The following is a 23,286-nucleotide window of genomic DNA, read 5'->3' as shown; positions in this document are numbered from 1 at the left end:
CCGCTTATGTCGGTCGATCCGCAACACCTGCTTCGCGAGCTGTTTGCCACAGCCATCGACGCTGCCCACCCCCGGCAAGTCCTCGAACCTTACCTACCCGCTGACCGCAGCGGCCGCGTGATCGTGATCGGCGCGGGCAAAGCTGCGGCCGCCATGGCCCTGGTGGTGGAAAACAGCTGGCAAGGCCAAGTCTCGGGCCTGGTGGTCACCCGCTACGGCCACGGCGCGCCCTGCCAGAAAATCGAAGTGGTCGAAGCCGCGCACCCAGTGCCCGATGCCGCTGGCCAGGCCGTGGCCAAGCGCGTGCTGGAGCTGATCAGCAACCTGAACGAAGACGACCGCGTGATCTTCCTCTTGTCCGGCGGCGGCTCCGCCCTGCTGGCCTTGCCCGCAGCAGGGATTACCCTGGCGGACAAGCAAGCGATCAACAAGGCCCTGCTCAAATCCGGCGCCACCATCGGCGAGATGAATTGCGTGCGCAAGCACCTCTCGGCGATCAAGGGCGGGCGATTGGCCAAGGCGTCCTGGCCCGCCACCGTCTACACCTACGCGATTTCCGATGTACCGGGCGATCAAGCCACAGTGATTGCCTCCGGCCCGACCGTGGGCGACCCGAGCACCTCGCAACAAGCGCTGGCGATCCTCAAGCGTTACCAGATCGACATCCCGGCCTCGGTGCGCAGTTGGTTGCAAAGCCCTGAGTCGGAGACCGTCAAACCCGGCGATCCGTGCCTTGCGCGCAGCCATTTCCAACTGATCGCACGGCCGCAGCAGTCTTTGGAAGCAGTGGCGGTAAAAGTGCGCCAGGCCGGTTTCAGCCCGCTGATTCTCGGCGACCTGGAAGGCGAAGCCCGGGACGTGGCCAAGGTCCACGCCGGCATCACCCGGCAGATCATCCAGCACGGCCAGCCACTGGCAGCGCCCTGCGTGATCCTGTCCGGCGGCGAGACCACCGTGACCGTGCGCGGCAATGGCCGTGGCGGACGCAACGCCGAGTTCCTGCTAAGCCTGACCGACAGCCTCAAGGGCCTGCCCGGCGTGTACGCCCTGGCCGGCGACACCGACGGCATCGACGGTTCCGAAGACAACGCCGGGGCGATCATGACCCCCACCAGTTACGCCCGCGCCGAGGCCTTGGGCCTGTCGGCCAGCGATGAGCTGGACAACAACAATGGCTACGGCTATTTCGCGGCACTCGACGCGTTGATCGTCACCGAGCCGACCCGTACCAACGTCAACGACTTCCGCGCCATTCTGATACTTGAGAGTCCTGAACATGACGCCTGACAAGAAAGTCAAAATCCTCGCCACCCTGGGGCCGGCCACCGACGGCATCGATGACATCCGCGAGCTGGTGCAAGCCGGGGTGAATATCTTCCGCCTGAACTTCAGCCATGGCGATCACGCCGACCATGCCCAGCGCTACCAGTGGATCCGCCAGGTCGAGCGCCAGCTCAACTACCCGCTGGGGATCCTGATGGACCTGCAGGGGCCGAAACTGCGCGTCGGGCGTTTTGCCGAGGGCAAGGTGCAACTGGTGCGTGGCCAAGCCTTGCGCCTGGACCTTGATCCCACGCCGGGCGACCAGCGCCGGGTCAACCTGCCCCATCCGGAGATCATCAAGGCCCTGGAGCCGGGCATGGACCTGCTGCTGGACGACGGCAAGCTGCGCCTGCGGGTGATTACCAAACATGCCGATGCAATCGACACCACGGTATTGAATGGCGGTGAACTGTCCGACCGTAAAGGGGTGAATGTCCCACAAGCCTTGTTGGAACTCAGCCCCCTGACCGCCAAGGATCGCCGCGACCTGAGCTTCGGCCTGGAACTGGGCGTGGACTGGGTGGCGCTGTCGTTTGTGCAGCGTCCCGAAGACATCCGCGAAGCCCGCGAGCTGATCGGCGACAAGGCGTTCTTGATGGCGAAGATCGAGAAGCCCTCGGCGGTGCGCTACCTGCAGGAAATCGCCGAGCTGAGCGATGCGATCATGGTCGCCAGAGGGGATCTGGGTGTGGAAGTGCCGGCCGAAAGCGTGCCGCAAATCCAAAAAGACATCATCAGCACCTGCCGCCAGTTGGGCAAGCCGGTGGTGGTGGCCACGCAGATGCTCGAATCCATGCGTTTCTCGCCGGCCCCCACCCGCGCCGAAGTCACCGACGTGGCCAATGCCGTCGCCGAGGGCACCGATGCGGTGATGTTGTCGGCCGAAACCGCCTCCGGCGAGTACCCATTGGAAGCGGTGCAGATGATGAGCAAGATCATTCGCCAGGTGGAGAACGGCCCGGATTACCAGACCCAGCTGGATGTAAGTCGACCCAAGGCCGACGCCACGGTGTCCGACGCCATCAGCTGCGCAATCCGCCGGATCAGCAGCATCCTGCCGGTGGCGGTGCTGGTGAACTACAGCGAGTCGGGTAGCTCCAGCCTGCGCGCGGCGCGGGAACGGCCGGCGGTGCCGATCCTCAATCTCACGCCGAACCTGTCCACCGCCCGGCGCCTGAGCGTGGCCTGGGGCGTGCATTCGGTGGTCAATGATCGGTTGCGGCAAGTGGACGAGGTGTGTTCCACGGCGCTGGAAATCGCCCAGGCCCAGGGCATGGCGCAGCGTGGGGATACGTTGTTGATCACCGCGGGGGTGCCCTTTGGGCAGCCGGGGTCGACCAACTCGCTGCGTATCGAGACGTTGATCTAGCGTCTGTTCGGGCCTTATCGCGGGCAAGCCCGCTCCCACATTTGATTGGGTTCGCCAATCAAATGTGGGAGCGGGCTTGCCCGCGATAAGGGCAACTCGGTCCCCCTGACTCCCTCACCATGCCCAACCCAACCTGCCCCGACTGGGCCGAAGCCCTGCTCAACGGCTTCAGCCAGATCTTCCTGCAGCGCCACCCGCTGTGTGGCCTGCTGTGCCTGTTGGCAATCCTCTCCTGCGCCCCGGCCCTGCTTGGCGGTGCGCTGCTGGGCGGGGTCGCCGGTTTGCTCACCGCCCAGCGCCGCGACTATCCCAAGGCCGAGCGTCAGGCCGGGCTCTATAGCTATAACGGTGTGTTGCTGGGTTTGCTGATCAGTCAGCACTTCGCCTGGTCGGCGCTGGTACCGCCGCTGATCCTGGCGTGCGGTGGCCTGAGTGCGATCCTGACCCGGCAATGGGTCAAGCGCATGGTCCATGGCGATGACCTGCCGGCCTATACCGTGCCCTTCGTGGCCATCGGCTGGTTGTTGCTCGGCACGGTCTCACCCGCCGCGCTGCCGGTAACCCCAGCGGCCTCCCTCGCCTGGCTCGACGCCCCACTGGTCGGCCTGGGCCAGATCATACTGTTGGATCAACCACTGGCCGGCCTGTTGATCGCCCTTGGCCTGCTGCTGGCCAGCCCTCGCGCGGCACTCTGGGCGATGCTCGGCGCCAGCAGCGGCGTGGCACTCGGCCTGCTGCTCGACGACCCCACCGGCGCCCTGCTCGGCCTGCACAGCTACAACCCCGCGCTTGCCGCCCTGGCTCTGAGCCAGTACCGGCGCCAACCCTGGCTGCCTTTGCTCGGCATCCTCCTGGCAAGCCTGCTTGCCCCCGGTTTTGCCGGCCTGCACCTGGCACCGCTGACGGCACCGTTTATCCTGGCCTGCTGGCTGGTGCGCGCGACGTTGCGCCTGCGGCACAGGGCCAACATGGACAGCCCGTTCGAATCCCCCTAGGCTTCGCAGACCTTCGATTCAGGCGAACTACATGGACAGCAACAACGACTGGCGCCAACGGCTCTACGTCATGGTATTCCAGAGCGACACGGCAGCCGGGCGGCGTTTTGACGGCATCCTGTTGCTGATCATCCTCGCAAGCCTGGTGATCGTGATGCTCGACAGCATCGACGAAGTGCACCAGAACTACGCTGATGTGCTGGCCTATATCGAGTGGGGCTTCACGCTGATCTTCGCTATCGAGTACGGCCTGCGCCTGTATTGCTCGCCCAAGCCGTTGCGCTATGCCTTCAGCTTCTACGGGTTGGTGGACTTGCTGGCCATCGTCCCCGGCATCCTTGCCCTGTACTACAGCGACGCCCAGTACCTGCTGATTATCCGCATCATCCGCATGCTGCGGATCTTCCGTGTGCTCAAGCTCAGCCCGTACCTCAAGCAAGCCAACTACCTGATGTCGGCGCTGCGCGGCAGCAAGCAGAAGATCGTGGTGTTCCTGGTCAGCGTCTGCACCCTGGTAACGGTGTTCGGCACCCTGATGTACGTGATTGAAGGCCCGGAGCATGGTTTTACCAGCATCCCCAAGGGTATTTACTGGGCTATCGTGACCCTGACCACCGTGGGCTTTGGCGACATCGTGCCCAAGACCCCGCTGGGCCAGGTGATCTCGTCGCTGGTGATGATCACCGGTTACTCGATCATCGCCGTGCCTACCGGAATTTTTACCGCCGAACTGGCCAACGCCATGCGCGGCGAGCAACTGCAACATGATTGCCCGGTGTGCAAGAAAAACACCCATGAACCCAACGCGGCCTTCTGTTCGCGCTGTGGCAACGGGCTATATCAGAAAGTGGAATAAGCAAAGTTCTTTTTAATCTTTAAGCGTCTATGCCGCCCCGGCTATAGTCGTGGGCTATAAGCCACTACCTTCTCGAACAACAAGGAATGAGCAGTGAAAAAACTCGTTAGCGCTTCTCTCCTGGCCGCAGGCCTTGCACTGTCTATCGGCGCCCAGGCTGCCTCGACCACCCTGCTCAACGTCTCCTATGACGTGATGCGCGACTTCTACAAGGATTACAACGCGGCGTTCCAGAAGCACTGGCAAGCCGAGCACCCGGACGACAAGTTGACCTTGCAGATGTCCTTCGGCGGTTCCAGCAAACAGGCGCGCTCGGTCATCGACGGCCTGCCGGCTGACGTGATCACCATGAACATGGCCACCGATATCAACGCCCTGGCCGACAACGGCAAACTGGTGCCAGACAACTGGGTCACCCGCCTGCCGAACAACAGTGCGCCGTTCACGTCCGCCACCGTGTTTATCGTGCGCAAGGGCAACCCCAAGGCCCTGAAAGACTGGCCGGATCTGCTCAAGGATGGCGTACAGGTGATCGTGCCCAACCCCAAGACCTCGGGTAACGGCCGCTACACCTACCTGTCGGCCTGGGGCTATGTGCTGAAGAACGGCGGTGATGAAAACAAGGCCAAGGATTTTGTTGGCAAGCTGTTCAAGCAAGCACCGGTGCTCGATACCGGTGGCCGTGCCGCCACCACGACCTTCATGACCAACCAGATCGGCGACGTGCTGGTGACCTTTGAAAACGAAGCGGAAATGATTGCCCGTGAATTCGGCCGCGATCAATTCGAAGTGGTCTACCCAAGCGTCTCTGCCGAAGCCGAGCCACCGGTGTCGGTGGTCGATAAAGTGGTCGACAAAAAAGGCACCCGAGACGTTGCCAATGACTACCTGAAATACCTGTGGTCGGCAGAAGGCCAGGAAATTGCCGCCAACAACTACCTGCGTCCACGGGACCCGGCAGTACTGGCCAAATACACCGATCGCTTCCCGAAAGTCGACTTCTTGTCGGTGGAGAAGACCTTTGGTGACTGGCGCACCGTGCAAAAGACCCACTTCAATGATGGCGGGGTATTCGACCAGATCTACAGCGGCCAGTAACTGAATGTGAGAGCGGGCTTGTGTGGGAGCGGGCTTGCTCGCGAATGGGGTGTATCAGTCAAAAACTATTTGTCTGACCCACCGCATTCGCGAGCAAGCCCGCTCCCACATTGGCTTGCGCGTAAGGCATCAATGCCAGGCATGACTGAAATCATCAGTAACACTTACTCCCTTCCTTCGCCTACCCTTTACCCTTCACGCCCTCCTTCCCCGCTTTCACGAGAACACCATGATCGCTACCCCGCCCGCGACCGCCCCCCTGACCCGTGGCATGGTGCTGCTGTTTGCGTTCTGCTGCGGCGCCATCGTCGCCAACATCTATTACGCACAACCGATCATTGAACTGATCGCCCCGGATATCGGCCTGACACCCGCCATGGCCAGCCTGATTGTGTCCCTGACCCAGATCGGTTATGCCCTGGGCCTGTTCTTCCTCGTGCCGCTGGGCGACCTGTTGGAAAACCGCCGGCTGATGATCATCACCACCGTGGTTGCCATTGCCAGCCTGCTGGGCGCGGCGTTTACCGAACAACCCAACCTGTTTTTGCTGGTGTCGTTGCTGATCGGCTTCAGCTCGGTGTCGGTACAGATCCTGATTCCCCTGGCCGCGCACCTGGCGCCGGCCGAATCCCGTGGTCGGGTGGTGGGCAGCATCATGGGCGGCCTGTTGCTGGGCATCCTGCTGGCACGTCCGGTTTCCAGCCTGGTCGCCGACCACTTCGGCTGGCGGGCGATGTTCATGGCGGCGGCAGCGATGATGGCCGCTATCAGCCTGGTGCTATGGCGCACCGTGCCCAAGCGCCAGCCCGACCACAGCGCCAGCTACGGCCAGTTGCTGGGGTCGTTGGGCTCACTGCTGCGTCAGCAACCTTTGCTGCGCCAACGGGCGTTCTACCAGGGCTGTATGTTCGCCGCCTTCAGCCTGTTCTGGACTGCCGTCCCCCTGGAGCTCTCGCGTAATCACGGCCTGAGCCAAAGTGAAATCGCCCTGTTTGCCTTGGTGGGTGCCCTCGGCGCCATTGCCGCGCCGATCAGCGGACGCCTGGCAGATGCCGGCCATACCCATCGTGCTTCGCTGCTGGCAATGTTGCTGGCAACCTTGAGTTTTCTGCCTGCGTTGGTACACCCGGCCTACAGTGTCATCGGCTTGATGGTCACCGGCGTGGTCCTGGATTTCTGCGTGCAAATGAACATGGTCCTCGGCCAGCGCACCATCTACGCCCTCGATGCCCATAGCCGCAGCCGTCTGAATGCGCTGTACATGACCAGTATCTTCATCGGCGGTGCCCTGGGCTCGGCGATTGCCAGCAGTGTGTATGAACACGGCGGCTGGTTTGGGGTGATCCTGGTGGGCAGCGCGTTCCCCCTGGTGGCCCTGTTGCGGTTCATGAGTGTTTCCAGAGGCGCTTGGACAGTCAGCGCCTGACGTTCAAGACCACACTGCCACGCCCAGGATCCTGTCCCAAGCAACCGCAAGAGCCCCCATAAAAAACGCAAAAAGGAACGGTATTTTTCAAGGCAAATCGTCAGTTGCTCAAGAAACATCCGATCTACATTCAGCCCAGCACAATCAAGAACGCACCAACTTCTCCAACGCCGCATCCGCCAGGAATGATGAGCGGCTCTTCACCTTGTGCTCGCGTACATACCGGTCAATGCGCTGGATCACATACCCTGGCAAGGTCACATTGACCTTCTCGGTCTTGCCCAGGTAAGGCGAGATATCGAGCTCCAGCATGCCCCAGCCCATCCCGGCGTATTCCTCGTTGCCGTGGTGCGCCGCGACCGAGGTCGGCATGGGAATCGCCCGGCCTTCACTGGCCATCTCTTGCAGCATGATGTGCGCCACTTCCACTGCCGCGTTGTAAGCCTCTTCAAAACTGTCCCCGGCGGTCACCGCACCTGGAATATCGGGGATCTGGATACCGGTGGCGGTAAAGTCATCGCCCCATTCGATACAGATTGGGTATTGCATGAATATTCTCCTTAAAAACCGCTCTAGAACGAAAACAGCCCGGCACGCTGCCTGATACTTCGCACGGTGCCCAAGGGCAGGTCCTTCTTGGGATGGGGCACCGGTATCGTGTACGGGTTATAGCGATGCGTGAAAATATGATGGCTGCCCGTGACCCGATCCAGCACCCAGCCCGCCGCTTGCAGTTCCTTGATCAATAGCCTGCTTTGCACCACAGCCTCCTTGCTCTGGCCCGAATAAAAATAACCCCAGAGTTATCTTTACTCAAGCACAGATTTATCGAGGCAGACTGGCGGTTGTTTTGCCGGATATTGAAAAGCCGCAGGCCTTGGGTTAAAGCACCCGCCCATCCCAGCCCACCGTCACATGCCCCGGCAGCTCAGCGCGATGCTGCAACAGCCAGGCATCCAGCGTGTGCCCGACGTGGGTCAACACCCCAAGCTCGGCGCCGCACGCGTCGATGCAGTGCAGGGCCAATGTCAGGTCATTGTGATTGCGCGGCGCCTGGGGTTGCGGTGGCATGGAGCAGTCGATGACCATCACATCCAGGGGCTCGCGGCGCAACCAGGCAATGGTTGCCGGCGGCAGGCCCGTGGTATCGGTCAGATAGGCCAGGCGCCGCCCCTGCCCTTGCAGCAGGTACCCGAACGTCGGCTTGGAATGCTGGAGGGGCAACGCGGTGACCGCCAGTTCGCCAAACTGCCGGGTTTCGAACTCGGCAAAGGGCTGGCTGAAATCAAGGATACCGGGGTGTTTGTAGAGGTCCGACAGGCCTTCGGGATCGGCCGGGCCATGCACCGCAATGATCAGGCCCTGGCCCCAGCGCAGATGCAGCAGGCCCTGGGCATGATCCGCATGGTAGTGGGTCTGCAGAATGCCGTTGAGGCTGCGTGGCGGGAAGCGCTCGGTCAGGTCTGTCAGCCCGCTGTCGATCAACCAGCGCTGGTCGCCGCACTCGATCAGCGCGCTGCACTCGCGGCGGCGCAAGTGTTCATGGCTGCGCGCCAGGGCACAGGCGGCGCATTCGCAGCCATACACCGGGACTTGGCGGGCATCGCCGGTGCCCAGCAGGGTCAGGCGCATGCCGAATGCCCCGGCTGCAGACAATCGAGCAACCGGGCGACGGTGTGCGCCAACGGCCCGGAGTTATCCAGCAGGAACACCCCGGGCGCGGCCTTCAGGCTGTCGCTGAACTGTGCGTTGCGGGCCAGGCGTGCGTCGATTTCTGCCACCGACTCACGGCCCCGCGCCAGCAAGCGTTGGCGCAACACCGCCTGGTCCACCGTCAACAGCACCACCAACAGCGTTGGATAACGCGCGCGGGTTTGCGCCAGGTGCCCACGGGAGCCATTGACCAGCACATCGTCGCCGGCCGCCAGCCAGTCGTCGATCTGCCGTGGAATGCCATAAGACAAACCATTGGCCTGCCAACTGAGGGCAAAGCCGCCCTCGGCTTGCAGTGTCGCGAATTGCGCGGGGCTTACGCCCTGGGCGGCCTCGCCCACCGCTTCCGCAGAACGGGTGATGACCCGCCGCACAATACGGCAGCCGCGCTCGGCCAATGGCGCACGCGCGGCATCCAACAGGCTGTCCTTGCCCGAACCCGATGGCCCGATGAGATAGATCAACCTGCCCGCCATCAAAACACCCTCTTGGCTTGTCGCCAGACTTGTTGGACCACTGGCAGCCCTTCACGGCTGCGAGCTTGCACCAGGTCCGCCCGCAGGCCAATGGCAATTTCACCACGATCATGCAAGCCCGCAGCACGTGCCGGAGCCTGGCTGATCATCCTGACCGCGCGCGAAAGATCGCCGCCATCCTGCTGATCGGCCAGGACGAACGCCGCCTGTAGCAGGCTGGCGGGGTAATAGTCACTAGAAAGTATATCCAGCAATCCTTCGGCGGCCAGGCCGGCGGCGGCCACATTACCCGAGTGCGACCCGCCACGCACCACGTTCGGTGCGCCCATCAGCACGTTCATCCCAAGTTGCCTGCAACCGCGCGCGGCTTCCAGGGTGGTGGGGAATTCCGCGATGCTCATGCCGTAGCGCGCCGACTCCTCGACATGGGCCAGGGTCGCGTCGTCATGGCTGGCCACCGACAGGCCACGCGCCAGGCAATGCTCGACAATCGCGGCACGGTAACGCTCGCTGTAGGCCTTGGAGTTAGCCATTTGCAGCACGATAAACGCGTCCATGGTCTCGTCGTTCAGGTGGTACTTGCCCATGTAGTACTCACGGTACTTGGACTCCAGCACAAACTGGCGCTGGCCCGGTGAGTGGTCCATCACCGACACCAGTTGCACCAACGGGTTTTCCACCAGGTCACGGAACACGCTCAAGGTATCCGGGTGGCACAGCTCGCAACGCAGGTGCAGGCGGTGTTCGGCGCGGGTCAGACCGGCTTCTTGCGCCGAGGCAATGGCATTGAGCATCGCCGGCAGTTTCTGCATGCGATTGCCCCTGGGATTGACGTCGCCGATGGACACCGCGTCGAACACCGTGGTGATGCCGGCGGCGATGATCTGCGCGTCATGGCTGAGCACCGCCGAAGTCGACGGCCAGTCCACGCCGGGCCGTGGGGTCATGTGCTTTTCCAGGTTGTCGGTGTGCAACTCCACCAGCCCCGGCAGCAGGAAATCTCCGCCCAGGTCCTGGGCCTGGGGCAACTGGCTGCGGCCTTCGGCGAGGTCGACGATCATCCCGTCACGCAACACCACGCTGCCGAGAAATACACGATCAGCCGTGACCAACCGGGCATTGCTGAGGATCTGTTCAACGGGCATGGGCGTAGTCCTCTTCGGCTTGATGGGCAGGTGTCATGTCCAAATGACGGTCGGCCACCGCTTCACGGGCGGCGCGGTCATGGAAGATGCCGATCAGTGCGGCACCGCCGGCCTTGGCTTCGTTCATCAGTTCCAGAACAACCTGGCGGTTGCTGTCATCCAGGGAAGCCGTCGGTTCGTCCAGCAACATCACCGGCCAGGCCACCATAAAGCCGCGGGCGATATTGACCCGCTGCTGCTCGCCACCAGAGAACGTACCCGGCGCCAGTTGCCAAAGGCGCTGCGGGATATTCAGGCGCGCCAGCAAGTGCTCGGCCCGCGCCTGGGCCTGAGGTTTCAGCCAACCACGGGCCAGTGCCGGTTCCATTACCACATCCAGGCACGCCACCCGTGGGATCACCCGCAAGAACTGGCTGACATAGCCCAGGGTCTGCTGGCGTACCTGGAGAATGTCCCGGGGTTGTGCGCCCACCAGTTCCAGCCATTGCCCGTCGTGGCAGATGCGAATACTGCCGCCCGCAGGCAGGTAGTTGCCGTACAGGGTGCGCAGCAAGGTGCTTTTACCGGCACCGGACTGGCCGTGGAGTACCAGGCACTCACCGCCCTGCACACTGAAATCCACCCCGCGCAGCACGTTCAGCACCACGCCGTTCTGCTGGTGCAAGGTGAAGGTTTTCGACAGGTCTCGGACCTCAATCAACGTATTCATCATGGCTGCAATACCGAAGACACCAGCAGTTGGGAGTAAGTATGCTGTGGATCGTCGAGGATCTGGTCGGTCAAGCCGGTTTCCACCACCCGTGAACGGCGCATCACCATCAGGCGGTCGGCCAGCAGACGCGCAACGGCCAGGTCGTGAGTGACGATCACCACCGCCAGGTCCAGCTCGCGCACCAGGCCGCGCAACAAGTCGAGCAAGCGCGCCTGCACCGACACGTCGAGGCCGCCAGTGGGTTCATCCATAAACACCAGGCGCGGGCTGGAGACGAGGTTGCGGGCGATTTGCAGGCGCTGCTGCATACCGCCGGAGAAGGTGCGCGGCAAGTCGTCGATACGTTGCGGGTCGATTTCCACCTGGCCCAGCCAATCCAGGCCGGCGCCGCGCAGTTGCTGGTAGCTGCGCACACCCTGGGCCATCAAGCGCTCGCCGATGTTGGCGCCAGCCGAAACGCCCATGCGCAGGCCGTCGCGGGGGTTCTGCTCGACAAAGCCCCATTCGGTGCGCAGCAAAGTGCGGCGTTCGGCTTCGCTGGCGCTGTACAGGTCCAGCCATTCGCCCTCCTTGCTCCGATAACCGATGCTGCCGGCCTGGGGCGGCAAGCGCCCGCTCAACAGCGAGAGCAAGGTGGATTTGCCCGAGCCGGACTCGCCGACAATCCCCAGTACTTCGCCGGGGTACAGATCAAAGCTCACGCCCTGGCAACCCTTCTGCGGGCCGTACAACAGGGACAGGTCACGTACTTGCAATAAAGGCTGGCTCACTGGTTGTTCTCCTTGACCCGTTGGGCGCAATACCAGGTGTCGGAACACACGAAACTCTGGGTGCCGGCGTCATCCAGAATCAGCTCGTCGAGGAATGATTCGTGGCTGCCACAGATCGCACAGCAGTGTTGCCACTTCTGCACTTCGAACGGGTGATCCTCGAAGTCCAGGCTGCTGACCTGGGTGTACGGCGGCACCGCGTACAGGCGCTTTTCGCGACCGGCACCGAACAGCATCAGCGCCGGACTCATGTCGAGTTTGGGGTTGTCGAATTTGGGGATTGGCGAGGGGTCCATCACATAGCGTTCGTCGACCATCACCGGGTAGGCATAGGCCGTGGCGATATGGCCAAAGGTGGCGATATCTTCGTAGAGCTTTACGTGCATCACCCCGTAGTCATTGAGGGCATGCATGGTGCGGGTCTCGGTTTCCGAGGGCTCGATAAAACGCAGCGGCTCGGGGATCGGCACCTGATAGACCATGATCTGCCCGGCCTGCAACGGCGTTTCGGGGATGCGGTGGCGGGTCTGGATCACCGTCGCCTCGGGGGTGGCCTCGGTAGTGGCGATGCCGGCGGTGCGCGCAAAAAAACGGCGAATGGACACGGCGTTGGTGGTGTCGTCGGCGCCCTGGTCGATGACTTTGAGCACGTCCTCAGCGCCCAGGATTGCCGCGGTCAATTGCATGCCGCCGGTGCCCCAGCCGTAGGGCAGCGGCATCTCGCGGCCACCGAATGGCACCTGGTAACCCGGGATTGCCACGGCCTTGAGTAAGGCGCGACGGATCATGCGTTTGGTCTGTTCGTCGAGGTAGGCGAAGTTGTAGGCCGGATCACGTGCGGGTATCTGGGTCATGTCATTCATCGCGGGAACCCTCAGCCGGTTGGCGCAGTTTGCGGATCAGCTCCAGTTCGGCCTGGAAGTCCACGTAGTGAGGCAATTTGAGGTGCGAGACAAAACCAGCGGCCTCGACGTTGTCGCAGTGGGCCAGCACAAACTCTTCACGTTGGGCCGGCGACACCACCTCTTCGTTGAACTCTTCGGCGCGCAGCGAGCGGTCCACCAGCGCCATGCCCATGGCCTTACGCTCGGCATGCCCGAACGCCAGGCCGTAGCCACGGGTGAACTGCGCCAGCTCAGTGGCCGAGCCGACAAACTGGTTGACCATCTCGCACTCGGTGACTTCGATGCTGCCCAGGCAGATGGGAAAACCCAGTTCCTCGGGATCGATCCACACCTCTACGTCACCGATGCGAATTTCCCCGGCAAAAGGGTGATTGCGCCCATAGCCGCGCTGGGTCGAATAACCCAGCGCCAACAGAAACCCCTCATCGCCACGGGCCAGGGCTTGCAGGCGCTCGGCGCGGCTGGCAGGGAACTCCAGCGGGTCGCGGGTGATATCGGCAACGCGGGCATCGTCGTCGGCTTCGTTCTTGATCAAGCCTTCTTTGGCCAACAACCCCAGTACGCGTGGGCACGCTTCAACCCGTGCTTGGGCGCTGGTTTCCGGGCCTGGATACTCACCTTCGGCCAGCAGCGCAAAATCCAGCAGGCGGTGGGTGTAGTCGAACGTGGGGCCAAGCAATTGGCCGCCGGGCACGTCCTTGAAGGTTGCGGACAAACGCCGGCTGAGCTGCATCTGCGCGGTGTCGATCGGCAGGCTGGGGCTGAAGCGCGGCAACGTGGTGCGATAGGCGCGCAACAGGAAGATCGCTTCCACCAGGTCCCCCGCCGCTTGCTTGATTGCCAGTGCGGCCAGTTCTTCGTCGTACAGCGAGCCTTCGGTCATCACCCGCGCAACGGCCAGCGGCAGCTGCTGGCGGATCTGCTCCACACTCAGTTCGGGAATCGCGGTATCGCCCCGGCGTTTTTTCGCCAGCAGGCGGTGGGCATTGTCGATGGCCTGTTCGCCACCCTTGACGGCTACGTACATCAGGCACACTCCTCTGCGATGCGGGTGCTGCGGGGTAAACCGAGCAGGTGGTGGCCGGCGCAGAACAGCACGTCCAGGCCTCGGGGGAACGCCTCGCGACGCAGGCGTTCCAGCCAGAACGCCTGGGGCAACGGCAGGTTGACCTGGCGCCCGGCCTGGATGCCCGGGCCGCTCCAGTTCAGGCCGCGCCCGCTATCGAGGTCACTCAACTGGACCAGCAAGGTGCACGACTGGTCGGGATAACGGTCATTGCCGTGGTCGAAGCCGCTCAGGTCGAGCAAGTCGTGCTCCCCCAACAAGGCGAACACCGCGTCTTCGCGGCGCACGGCCAGCGGGCAGCCACAGTGGAAGGCCAAGTTGGCGCGGATCAGCGGCGTATCGAAGCCCGGGGCCAGCCACAACGGCGTGTCTGCATCCAGCAGCCCCAGGCACAAGGCGTAGGTGGCCGGCGCCAGGCCTTCGAGATGCGGGGCCGTGGACAGCGGCTGGATCAAGCCCGGTTCGGCCAAGGCCTTGAGCGCTGCGCGAAAGCTGCGTTGGGCATCCAGCACCGGATCGACAAACGCCGGTTGCAATAATTGAGCATTCATCAGTTTTCTCCTCGCACCAGGGTGAAGAACTCGACCTTGGTGGCGGCGGTATCGGCTTCTTTTTGCGCACGGCGCCGGGCCTGGGCGTTGGCCAGTGCGTCGATCAAATCACTGAGCCACTGGCTCGGCTGCGCGCTTTGCAGATGGGCATCGGCCAGGGCCGCCAGTTCGGCATGCACTTTGTCGCGCCCTGCGAGGTAGCTGTAGCCGGTGCGCCCATCGGCCAGGCGTACCACGCAACGGGTCACGCTCATTTCGCCGACGTTGAACGGTGCGCCATTGCCGCCCATGCGCCCGCGTACCAGGGTCATGCCGATTTCCGGGGCACGGATCAGTTGGTAATCGGCGTCGCGCAGGGCCGCTTCGTGGGGGATCAGTTCACTGCGAAGGGCGCGGGCAAGCACGCCGATCCAGTGTTGACGCGGGGACAGGCTCATCAAACTCTCCATCAGGTCAGCACCTGGTACTGGAAGCGATCCGAACGGCTGGTGGACTGCGCCAGCTCCACCGGGCGGCCATCGCGATCGCGGGAAAGGGTGAATACGGTCAAGGCTGGCAAGTGCCGGGGCATCATCAGCAGCGCAGCTTCATCACGGTTGGGCAGGCGCGCACCGATCAGGCTCTGGGTGCGGGTCAGCGGCAGGTCACGCTCGCGCAGGTATTGGCGCAGGGAGCCGCCGTTGTAGTCAGCCAGCAGCGGCGCATGGCTGGCGCAGTAGCGATGGCGGATCAGGCTGACCGGCTGCTGGTCAAGTTTGCGCAGGGTTTGCAGCTCGATCATCGGCGCCATCTCGGCGATCCCCAGATGCTGCGCTTCGTCACGGCTGGCGTAGCAATAACGGCGCTTGAGCAACAGCGCCTGCACCCCGTGGCCCTGGGCCGACAGTGATTGGCTGTAGGCGGTGTCGGCGCCCATCGGGTAGATCAGCGGCCGGTCCAGCACTTGCGTGCCCTTGCCCTGCTGACGCAGCAGGCTGCCTTCGAACACCAACTCATCAATGGCCCGACGCAGCGTGTGGCGGTTGACGCCAAAACGTTCAGCCAATTGCACCTCGCCCGGCAGGAAGTCACCGGCCTGGTAGTCGCTGAGTTCGCGACGCAGGATATCGGCGAGCTCGCGATACACCGGCTCATCTTGTCTAGACAACTGCATGCTTTAAAAAAGCGCCCTCAGGCACCCCTCCGAAGTCAGATAAACCGCTTGCGCAGGCGTTGGGACAGCACGTCGATCAGGCTCACGACCACAATGATCACCAGCAGCACCGCACAGGTCTGGACGAACTGGAAGGCGCGGATGTTCTCCCACAGGATCACCCCGATCCCGCCGGCGCCGACCATGCCCACCACCGTTGCCGAGCGCACATTGGCTTCGAAGCGGTAGAGCGCGTAGCTCACCCACAGCGGCATCACTTGCGGGATCACGCCGTAGATCACTTCCTGCAAGGCGCTGGCACCGGTGGCGCGCACCCCTTCCACCGGGCCTGGGTCGATGGCTTCGACCGCTTCGGCAAACAACTTTGCAAGGACCCCGGTGGTGCTGATCCACAAGGCCAGAACGCCGGCAAACGGACCCAGGCCGACCGCCACCACGAACAACATGGCGAACACCATCTCGTTGATCGAGCGGAAGGCGTCCATCACCCGGCGCAACGGCTGGTGAATCCACCATGGGGTGATGTTGTCGGCGCAGAGGATGCCCAGGGGTACCGAGCAGACAATCGCCAGCACCGTGCCCCAGAGGGCGATTTGCACGGTGACGATCATCTCCTTGAGGTAAGAGCGCCATTCGTGGAAGTCAGGCGGGAAGAAGTCGGCAGCGAAGGTCGCCATGTTTCCCGAATCGCGATACAGCGCCAGCGGGTTCATCTCGGCGCCCTTCCAGGCCCAGGCCAACAGCACCAGGAACAGGCCCCAGCCCAGGTATTGCGGCCAGGTGCGCTTGCCAACGGCTTCAGCGTGCAACGTAGTCATGGGTCACTCTCGATAATTGTTGGAACCGGGTTTGTGTGTGGGCTTGCTGGCGAATGCGGTGTGTCATTCAACCCATCCAGCGACTGATGCACCGCTTTCGCGAGCAAGCCCGCTCCCACATAGGCCCGGTTCCCACAGGGGGTTAGCTGTTTGCCGCGGTTTTCTTGTCCAACTCGGTCAGGCGCTGTTGCAGCTTGGCCAGGTCAGCGTCGATGTCGGCCAGCTTCTTGGCCTTGTCGGCGGCGTCGAGCTTGCTGTCGGCACTGATCGTGGTGCGCTGCTTGAACAGCTCCAGTTGGCGGATCGGCAGCAACTGGTCGTCGTTGGAAGCGAGGAACTTGCCCAGCTGCATGTTCTTGAGCACCGCCTTCTCTTCATCGGTGTCGCCGTAATTGGCAAAGAACTCACGGATCTTGGTTTTCTCGCTGTCGGTCAATGCCTTGCTCCACACCATCGGGTCGGCGGGGATCAGTGGCGACTTCCAGATCACCTTGAGTTGCGCGGCCTTGTCCGGTTGGGTCACTTCAAGGCGGTCCCAGCTTTCGGTGTTAAAGGTGGCCACGTCCAACTGCCCCTTGGCCACGCTCAGTGCGTTGACTTCATGGCTGGAGTTGAGGGTGCGCTTGAAGGCGGTGGCGGCATCCACGTTGTTCTTGGCGAACACGTAGTAGCCCGGCACCAGATAGCCCGAGGTGGAGTTGGGGTCGCCATTGCCGAAGGTCAGGTTCTTGGCGTTCTTGAGCATGTCTTCAACGGAGTTGAGGGGGCTGTCCTTGCGCACGATCAACAGGCTCCAGTAACCGGCGGCACCGTTGGCGGCGGCGGTCTGGGCGAAGATCTCACCGTTGGAGCGGTCCACCGCTTCCATCGCCGCCTTGTTGCCGAGCCAGGCCACATCGACCTTGTTGAAACGCATGCCCTGGATCAGGCCGGCATAGTCGGAGGCGAAGGTGGCGTTGATGGTCAGGCCGGTCTTCTTGTGCATGTCATCGAGAAATGGCTGCCAGATGCTCTTGAGGTTCTGCGAAGACTCGGTGGACATGATGCCGAAGTTGATCGCCTTGTCGGCAGCCTGGGCATTGCCCATGGCGACACTGGCCAACAACACCGCAGATAGAAAAACATGACCGATACGGTTCAGCATGGAACAGGCTCCTGTGGCTCGTGAGTAAGGGTTCAAGCGCGTGCCAGGGCCAGCCGCTGGGGCAACTCGGCGTGGCGGGACTGGTCGGAAAACATCAGACTGGTGTCGACATCGGCACCGTACAGATCGTTGAGAAACTGGCTGCTCATTGCGCTGCCCTGCCCGTCGAAATGAATGCGCCCACCCTTGAGCGCCACGGCACGCGGGCAATAACGCATGGCGTAATCGACTTGATGCAGAGTCACCACGACGGTCTTGCCGTCGCGGCGATTGATGTCGGCGAGGATCTCCATGACCTTGCGCGCCGACTCCGGGTCGAGTGAGGCGATGGGTTCATCGGCGAGAATCACCTCGGCGCGCTGGGTCAGCGCCCGGGCAATCGCCACGCGCTGCTGCTGGCCGCCGGACAGGGTCGAGGCGCGCTGCTGGGCCAGGTCCGCCAGGCCGACCCGCGCCAAAGAATGCATGGCACATTGCTTTTCCTCGGCATTGAACAACCCGAGGTTGCCGCGCCAGCGCGGCATGCGGCCCAGGCAACCGAGCAGCACGTTGTCGATCACACTCAGGCGATTGACCAGGTTGAACTGCTGGAAGATATAACCGATATCCGCCCGCAACCTGCGCACCCTGCCATTCAACCGCCCACTGGCCTGCACCTCCCGGCCCAGTACCTTGACGCTGCCGCCATTACCTTTGTCGCAACAGGCCAGGCCCGCCAAATGGCGCAACAAGGTGGACTTGCCGGAGCCGGACGCACCAATCAGCGCGACCATCTCACCCGTAGCGATGGTGAGTTCGAGATCGACCAGTGCGGTTTTCTTCGAAAAGGTCTTGTTCAAGTGATCGACATGGATAGCGGGAGTCATGGGCTTCTCTGTCTTGGTTTGAACAGCCTTCCATGGCTGTGTTTGAGTTCAAACGACAGTAGGCGCGGGAGGTGTCAGACCTATGACTTGCACATGACGGGAGGGGGGCGGCTTGATGAAGGTTTTATGAAAGGTTGGCTGACACGCAGGGTTCTCCTGTGGGAGCTGGCCAGCGATGGACGTCAACGATGACGCGGGCGTTCAGGATGACCGCAGCGTCTGGGAGTTTTTCGCTGGCAAAGGGTGATGGCATGGGTAGCGGTGTGCCAGGCGGGCAAGAAAAAGGCGACCCGAAGGTCGCCTTTTGTCATTTCGCGTACTGCTTGCTCAACCCCGGCGGTACACCCTGCACATTCGTCTCTTCCCATGGCCCGTTCGGGCTGATGGAGCGGCTCCAGCCGTTGCTCCAGCGGTAGTAGGTGCGCTGGCGGTAGAAGGTGTCCGGTTGCTCATCCAGCACGTAGACCTGCATCTTGCCGTCCCAATGGCTGGCAGCGCCGGGAGGCGGGGCGAAGGTCGGGGACTTGCTCGGCAAGGGTTTGGGCGGGGCGACGACCGGGCCGCTGGGTTTGCTGCTCGGCTGGGTCGATGGGCCCGACGGTGGAATGGTCGGGCCCGTAGGAGCTGGTGGTGGCCGATGAACCGCGCAAGCACTCAAGCCCAATACCAGGCTGAGCAGGGTGATACGAGCGATGGCGGTCATGGGCGTTTCCTCGAAATTATTGATCCGGACTGTCGATGGTCAACTGCTGGGTCGCGGTGGTGCTGCTGGCCAGGGGTTGACTGCGGCCGATCCACTCGCCGGCAGTCGGTTGACCGGCCCGTGAGATGCGCGCAACCAGTTGGACTTCGGCGAAGTTGGACAGTTTCAACTGCGGCATCATCGCGTCGGCATCGCCCAGTTCGACGGTCACCGGCAGGTCGGCCACGGTCACGCGCTTGGCCGCCAGTGGCGCCGGCGGGCCGGAAACGGCACGGGCGAAGATGAAGACGCTGTCAGTCGGCAGCGCACGGGCTTTGACGTCAGCCGCGAGGTCCACACGCACTTTCATCACGGCGCTCTTGACGCTAGGGGCGACAACACCGCCACCTTCTTTCAACTTCTCGGCTGCGCGGTCGATGCCGCCTTGCAGCGCTGCGCGGGAGTTGTCGTGCTCCGGCAACTGGGCCAGCAGGCGGTTCCAGTAGTCGATGGCTTCCTGGTAACGCTGGCCCTCAAAGGCGGCGATGCCCAGCAGGCCGAGGCTGGTGACTTCCTTCGGATCGAGCTTCAACGCTTCGTCGGTCAAGGCCTGAAGCTGCGGCGACCACTGTTTATTGTTGGCAAAGTACTGCGCCTGCGCCCACTGCCCGAGCAATTCTGGCTGGCGACCGGCGAGGGCCACGGAGCGCTCAAAGACCTTGGCAGCATCGGCTGAACGGTCCTGGGCCATGTAGGCGCGGCCCAGAAAGTACAGGCCTTCGGCCGAATCCGGTTGCGCTGCCGCTGCCCGTTCCAGGCGCTGGGTCATGTCGGCGAGGGACACCGGCGGCTCGGCGAATTCGCGGGTCAGTTCAACTTTGTCGATGGCGCCGTAATGCAGGTACAGCGCCAGGCCCAATACCGGCACCAGCACCGCGGCCAGCAGTGGCAGCGGTTTGCCCAGGCGCGATTCCCGGGGCTTTTCCACACCTTCGGTATCGGCCAGCAATTCACGGGCGGCTTCGGCACGACCGGTGTCGAGTTGCGCCGCGTTGAGCACGCCTTCGCTTTGTTGGGTTTGCAGTTCGGCAACACGTTCCTGATACAGCGCGACGTTCAGCGCGGTGCGGTCTTCTTCACGCTGGGCGCGACGTACGCGCAACACCGGGATCAACAGGAAACTCAAGGCAACCAGGAGCAGCAGGCCAGCTGCGAGCCAGAAATCAATCATCAGTTTTTTTGTCCAGCAGTTGGTCGAGGCGTTGGCGCTCTTGGGCAGATAGCGCGTCGCTGCCATCGGTGGGAGCGGCACGGCGACGGCGGACGATCACGGCCATGACCACCAGGCCGCCCAGCAACAGGGCAGCGGGGCCAAACCAGAGCAAGGCGGTCTTGCCGGTCAGCGCCGGCTTGTAGCGGACGAACTCACCGTAGCGATCAACCATGAAGTCGATGATCTGCTGGTTGTCCTTGCCCTCGCCCAACATGCGGAAAATCTCTTTGCGCAGGTCGGCGGCAATCGGCGCGTTGGAGTCGGCGATGTCCTGGTTCTGGCACTTGGGGCAGCGCAGTTCCTTGGTCAATTCGCGGAAACGCTCGCGGTCGCCATCCCGGGCGAATTCATAGGTATCGATGGCGGCATGGGCCACGCCCACCAGCCCCAGCGCCAATACAGCAGCGGTCAGCCAACGTTTCATGGCTTGGCCTCATCCACCAGGGCCTGGTACTTGGCCGCCAGTTGTTCGCGCCAGACCACTTCGTCGATCACCCCCACGAACTTGTCGCGGATCACGCCCTTGGCGTCGATAAAGAAGGTTTCCGGGGCACCGTAGACGCCGAGGTTCAGGCCCAGGTTGCCGTCTTCATCGCGCACGTCCAACTGGTACGGGTTGTGGAATTCTGCCAGCCACTTCAAGGCCGCCGCATTGTCGTCCTTGTAGTTGATGCCGTAGATCACCACGCCCTTCTCGGCCAGTTTGTTCAGCACCGGGTGCTCCACGCGGCACGAGATGCACCAGGTGGCCCACACGTTGACCAGGGCCGGTTTACCGATCAGATCGGCCTGGGTCAGGGTTTTGTCGCCTTGCACCGTCGGCAGCGAGAACGCCGGGAACGGCTTGCCGATCATCGCCGACGGCAGCTCGGCCGGGTCCAGGTACAGGCCGCGATACAAAAACACCGCGACCAGCAGAAACAGCGCCAGCGGCAATACCATCAACCAACGCTTCATACAGCGGCTCCTTGCATGCCAAGGGCTTCACGCACCCGGCTCTTGACCTTGACCCGGTAACGCCGGTCCATCGCGGCCAGCAACCCGCCGAAGCCGGTCAGCAGGCCACCGAACCAGATCCAGCGCACAAACGGTTTGACGTGCACCCGCACGGCCCAGGCGCCATCGCCCAACGGCTCGCCCAGTGCCACGTAGAGATCACGGGTGAACCCGGCGTCGATCCCGGCTTCGGTCATCATCGAGCTTTGCACGGTGTACAGGCGTTTCTCCGGGTGCAGCACGGCGATTTGCTTGCCGTTGCGCACCACGCGCACGGTGCCTTTGTCGGAAGTGAAGTTCGGCCCTTCGAAGTGCTTGGCACCTTCAAACACGAACTGGTAGCCCGCCAGGTCCATGGACTCGCCAGGGGCCAGGCGCAAGTCGCGCTCGGCGCTGTTCTGGCTGGACAACACCACGCCCAGGGCACACACGGCGATGCCGATGTGGGCGATCTGCATACCCCAGTAACTGCGGGTCAGGGTCGGCAGGCCTTTGATCAGGCCCTTGTGGCGGGTCTTGTCGAAGATATCGCGCACGCCGGCCAGCAACACCCAAGCCGCCAGCATGAAAGTCGCGAGCACGGCCCAGTTGAAGTCGCCGTAGGCAATCCCGGCAATCACCGACAAGGCGGCACTGCCCAGCAGCACCGGAGTGAGCATACCCAGCAGCCATTTGACCGGGGTGTCTTTCCAGCGCACCAGCACGCCAATCGCCATCACCACCATCAGCAGGCCCATCAACGGGATGAACAAGGCGTTGAAGTACGGCGGGCCGACCGACAGTTTGGCGCCGGTCAGGGCATCGAGCACCAGCGGGTACAGGGTGCCCAGCAGGATCATCGAAGCGGCGACCACCAGGACCAGGTTGTTCCCCAGCAGCAGGGTTTCCCGCGACCACAGGTTGAAGCCCACGTGGCTCTTGACCACCGGCGCACGCAGGGCGAACAGGGTCAGCGAGCCGCCCACCACGCACAGCAGGAAGATCAGGATGAACACGCCGCGCTCAGGGTCGGCAGCGAACGCATGCACCGACGTCAGCACGCCGGAACGCACGAGGAAGGTGCCCAGCAGGCTCAGGGAGAAGGCGGCAATGGCCAACAACACCGTCCAGCTCTTGAACACGCCGCGTTTTTCGGTGACTGCCAAGGAGTGAATCAGTGCCGTGCCCACCAGCCAGGGCATGAAGGAGGCGTTTTCCACCGGGTCCCAGAACCACCAGCCGCCCCAGCCGAGTTCATAGTAGGCCCACCACGAGCCCAGGGTGATGCCGATACCCAGGAAGGCCCAGGCGACGATGGTCCACGGCCGCGACCAGCGCGCCCAGGCGGCGTCGAGACGCCCGCCGAGCAAGGCGGCGATGGCAAAGGCGAAAGCCACGGAGAAGCCCACATAACCCATGTACAGCATCGGCGGGTGGACGATCAGGCCGATATCCTGCAGCAGCGGGTTGAGGTCGCGACCGTCCACGGGAATCTGCGGCAGAATCCGCTCGAACGGGTTGGAGGTCATGATCAAGAACAGCAGGAAGCCGATGCTGATCATGCCCATCACCGCCAGCACGCGCGCCAGCATCACTTGCGGCAACTGCCGGGAGAACACCGACACCGCAAAGGTCCAGCCGCCGAGGATGAAGGCCCACAGCAGCAGGGAGCCTTCGTGGGCACCCCAGACGGCGCTGAACTTGTAGTACCAGGGCAAAGCGCTGTTGGAGTTGCTGGCGACATAGGCGACGGAAAAGTCGTCGGTCATAAAGGCGTAGGTCAGGCAACCAAAGGCGAACGCCAGGAACGCGAACTGGCCCCAGGCGGCGGGTTGCGCCAGGCTCATCCACAGCCGATCACCGCGCCAGGCGCCCAGCAGCGGCACGATGGCCTGGACGATGGCAAAGCACAGGGCGAGGATCATCGCCAACTGGCCCAACTCGGGAATAAACAATGTAGAGGTCATTGC

General features: G+C 62.9%; 26 protein-coding genes. 6 read left to right on the top strand and 20 right to left on the bottom strand.

Going from position 1 to position 23,286, the window contains the following annotated elements:
- The first annotated feature begins 6 nt into the window (after window positions 1-6).
- The 6 genes from FIV38_RS13490 to FIV38_RS13465 all read left to right on the top strand — a co-directional run bounded on the left by FIV38_RS13490 (window position 7) and on the right by FIV38_RS13465 (window position 7,067).
- A complete protein-coding gene (locus tag FIV38_RS13490) occupies window positions 7-1,287 on the top strand; it encodes a glycerate kinase type-2 family protein (protein WP_092234630.1) in 1,281 nt (426 codons plus the stop codon).
- Entirely contained in the window at window positions 1,277-2,692 is a 1,416-nt protein-coding gene (gene pyk / locus FIV38_RS13485) for a pyruvate kinase (protein ID WP_092234627.1), read from the top strand. The genes FIV38_RS13490 and pyk overlap by 11 nt, the downstream gene beginning before the upstream one ends.
- Window positions 2,693-2,811: 119 nt before the next feature.
- Window positions 2,812-3,687: an urea transporter gene (locus FIV38_RS13480; protein WP_092234625.1), complete on the top strand. Its 876-nt coding sequence runs from the start codon at window positions 2,812-2,814 to the stop codon at window positions 3,685-3,687.
- A 31-nt stretch (window positions 3,688-3,718) separates the two neighbouring features.
- Window positions 3,719-4,543 (top strand): ion transporter, encoded by an 825-nt coding sequence (locus tag FIV38_RS13475; protein WP_029292622.1) that lies wholly within the window; start codon window positions 3,719-3,721, stop codon window positions 4,541-4,543.
- Between the two features lie 93 nt (window positions 4,544-4,636).
- Complete coding sequence (locus FIV38_RS13470; protein ID WP_029292620.1) at window positions 4,637-5,641, top strand: sulfate ABC transporter substrate-binding protein; 1,005 nt, start codon at window positions 4,637-4,639, stop codon at window positions 5,639-5,641.
- A gap of 229 nt (window positions 5,642-5,870) precedes the next feature.
- Entirely contained in the window at window positions 5,871-7,067 is a 1,197-nt protein-coding gene (locus FIV38_RS13465; RefSeq protein ID WP_167362629.1) for an MFS transporter, read from the top strand.
- Window positions 7,068-7,211: 144 nt separating this feature from the next.
- Here FIV38_RS13465 and FIV38_RS13460 read toward each other — a convergent pair whose 3' ends face one another.
- From FIV38_RS13460 to FIV38_RS13365, 20 genes are all read right to left on the bottom strand, one after another.
- Window positions 7,212-7,616, bottom strand: a complete 405-nt coding sequence (locus FIV38_RS13460) for a type II toxin-antitoxin system HicB family antitoxin (RefSeq protein ID WP_029292614.1) — start codon at window positions 7,614-7,616, stop codon at window positions 7,212-7,214.
- Window positions 7,617-7,639: 23 nt separating this feature from the next.
- The gene (locus tag FIV38_RS13455) at window positions 7,640-7,828 is read right to left on the bottom strand and encodes a type II toxin-antitoxin system HicA family toxin (RefSeq protein WP_029292612.1); all 189 of its coding nucleotides are present in this window, start codon (window positions 7,826-7,828) and stop codon (window positions 7,640-7,642) included.
- A gap of 121 nt (window positions 7,829-7,949) precedes the next feature.
- Entirely contained in the window at window positions 7,950-8,699 is a 750-nt protein-coding gene (phnP, locus tag FIV38_RS13450; RefSeq protein WP_092234623.1) for a phosphonate metabolism protein PhnP, read from the bottom strand.
- A complete protein-coding gene (gene phnN, locus FIV38_RS13445) occupies window positions 8,690-9,256 on the bottom strand; it encodes a phosphonate metabolism protein/1,5-bisphosphokinase (PRPP-forming) PhnN (RefSeq protein WP_092234620.1) in 567 nt (188 codons plus the stop codon). Before phnN ends, phnP begins: the two co-directional genes overlap by 10 nt.
- Window positions 9,256-10,401, bottom strand: a complete 1,146-nt coding sequence (locus FIV38_RS13440; RefSeq protein ID WP_092234617.1) for an alpha-D-ribose 1-methylphosphonate 5-triphosphate diphosphatase — start codon at window positions 10,399-10,401, stop codon at window positions 9,256-9,258. The genes phnN and FIV38_RS13440 overlap by 1 nt, the downstream gene beginning before the upstream one ends.
- Complete coding sequence (gene phnL / locus FIV38_RS13435) at window positions 10,391-11,110, bottom strand: phosphonate C-P lyase system protein PhnL (RefSeq protein WP_092234614.1); 720 nt, start codon at window positions 11,108-11,110, stop codon at window positions 10,391-10,393. Before phnL ends, FIV38_RS13440 begins: the two co-directional genes overlap by 11 nt.
- Window positions 11,110-11,919: a phosphonate C-P lyase system protein PhnK gene (gene phnK / locus FIV38_RS13430; RefSeq protein WP_167362645.1), complete on the bottom strand. Its 810-nt coding sequence runs from the start codon at window positions 11,917-11,919 to the stop codon at window positions 11,110-11,112. The genes phnL and phnK overlap by 1 nt, the downstream gene beginning before the upstream one ends.
- Window positions 11,880-12,746, bottom strand: a complete 867-nt coding sequence (locus FIV38_RS13425) for an alpha-D-ribose 1-methylphosphonate 5-phosphate C-P-lyase PhnJ (protein ID WP_092234608.1) — start codon at window positions 12,744-12,746, stop codon at window positions 11,880-11,882. The genes phnK and FIV38_RS13425 overlap by 40 nt, the downstream gene beginning before the upstream one ends.
- Window positions 12,739-13,815, bottom strand: coding sequence for a carbon-phosphorus lyase complex subunit (locus FIV38_RS13420; RefSeq protein WP_092234605.1), 1,077 nt, complete (start codon window positions 13,813-13,815; stop codon window positions 12,739-12,741). Before FIV38_RS13420 ends, FIV38_RS13425 begins: the two co-directional genes overlap by 8 nt.
- Window positions 13,815-14,405: a phosphonate C-P lyase system protein PhnH gene (phnH, locus tag FIV38_RS13415; protein ID WP_092234602.1), complete on the bottom strand. Its 591-nt coding sequence runs from the start codon at window positions 14,403-14,405 to the stop codon at window positions 13,815-13,817. Before phnH ends, FIV38_RS13420 begins: the two co-directional genes overlap by 1 nt.
- Window positions 14,405-14,842 carry a phosphonate C-P lyase system protein PhnG gene (gene phnG / locus FIV38_RS13410; protein WP_092234599.1) on the bottom strand — a complete coding sequence of 146 codons (438 nt, stop codon included), beginning with the start codon at window positions 14,840-14,842 and terminating at the stop codon, window positions 14,405-14,407. The genes phnH and phnG overlap by 1 nt, the downstream gene beginning before the upstream one ends.
- Before the next feature lie 11 nt (window positions 14,843-14,853).
- On the bottom strand, window positions 14,854-15,558 hold the full coding sequence (phnF, locus tag FIV38_RS13405) for a phosphonate metabolism transcriptional regulator PhnF (RefSeq protein WP_166647836.1): 705 nt from the start codon (window positions 15,556-15,558) through the stop codon (window positions 14,854-14,856).
- Between the two features lie 35 nt (window positions 15,559-15,593).
- Window positions 15,594-16,376 (bottom strand): phosphonate ABC transporter, permease protein PhnE, encoded by a 783-nt coding sequence (gene phnE, locus FIV38_RS13400; protein WP_032859104.1) that lies wholly within the window; start codon window positions 16,374-16,376, stop codon window positions 15,594-15,596.
- Between the two features lie 142 nt (window positions 16,377-16,518).
- Window positions 16,519-17,520 (bottom strand): phosphonate ABC transporter substrate-binding protein, encoded by a 1,002-nt coding sequence (gene phnD, locus FIV38_RS13395; RefSeq protein WP_092234596.1) that lies wholly within the window; start codon window positions 17,518-17,520, stop codon window positions 16,519-16,521.
- Between the two features lie 32 nt (window positions 17,521-17,552).
- The gene (phnC, locus tag FIV38_RS13390) at window positions 17,553-18,386 is read right to left on the bottom strand and encodes a phosphonate ABC transporter ATP-binding protein (RefSeq protein WP_092234593.1); all 834 of its coding nucleotides are present in this window, start codon (window positions 18,384-18,386) and stop codon (window positions 17,553-17,555) included.
- A 307-nt stretch (window positions 18,387-18,693) separates the two neighbouring features.
- The gene (locus FIV38_RS13385) at window positions 18,694-19,089 is read right to left on the bottom strand and encodes a flagellar basal body L-ring protein FlgH (protein WP_092234590.1); all 396 of its coding nucleotides are present in this window, start codon (window positions 19,087-19,089) and stop codon (window positions 18,694-18,696) included.
- Window positions 19,090-19,105: 16 nt separating this feature from the next.
- A complete protein-coding gene (ccmI, locus tag FIV38_RS13380) occupies window positions 19,106-20,299 on the bottom strand; it encodes a c-type cytochrome biogenesis protein CcmI (RefSeq protein WP_092234587.1) in 1,194 nt (397 codons plus the stop codon).
- Window positions 20,292-20,765, bottom strand: a complete 474-nt coding sequence (locus FIV38_RS13375) for a cytochrome c-type biogenesis protein (protein ID WP_029292601.1) — start codon at window positions 20,763-20,765, stop codon at window positions 20,292-20,294. Before FIV38_RS13375 ends, ccmI begins: the two co-directional genes overlap by 8 nt.
- Window positions 20,762-21,298, bottom strand: a complete 537-nt coding sequence (locus FIV38_RS13370) for a DsbE family thiol:disulfide interchange protein (RefSeq protein WP_029292599.1) — start codon at window positions 21,296-21,298, stop codon at window positions 20,762-20,764. The genes FIV38_RS13375 and FIV38_RS13370 overlap by 4 nt, the downstream gene beginning before the upstream one ends.
- Window positions 21,295-23,283 (bottom strand): heme lyase CcmF/NrfE family subunit, encoded by a 1,989-nt coding sequence (locus FIV38_RS13365; RefSeq protein ID WP_029292597.1) that lies wholly within the window; start codon window positions 23,281-23,283, stop codon window positions 21,295-21,297. The genes FIV38_RS13370 and FIV38_RS13365 overlap by 4 nt, the downstream gene beginning before the upstream one ends.
- Between the last annotated feature and the right edge of the window lie 3 nt (window positions 23,284-23,286).

Origin of the sequence: Pseudomonas proteolytica, from assembly GCF_007858275.1 — a bacterium.
GTDB classification, from domain to species: domain Bacteria; phylum Pseudomonadota; class Gammaproteobacteria; order Pseudomonadales; family Pseudomonadaceae; genus Aquipseudomonas; species Aquipseudomonas proteolytica.
This window is presented reverse-complemented; position numbering and strand designations above follow the sequence as displayed.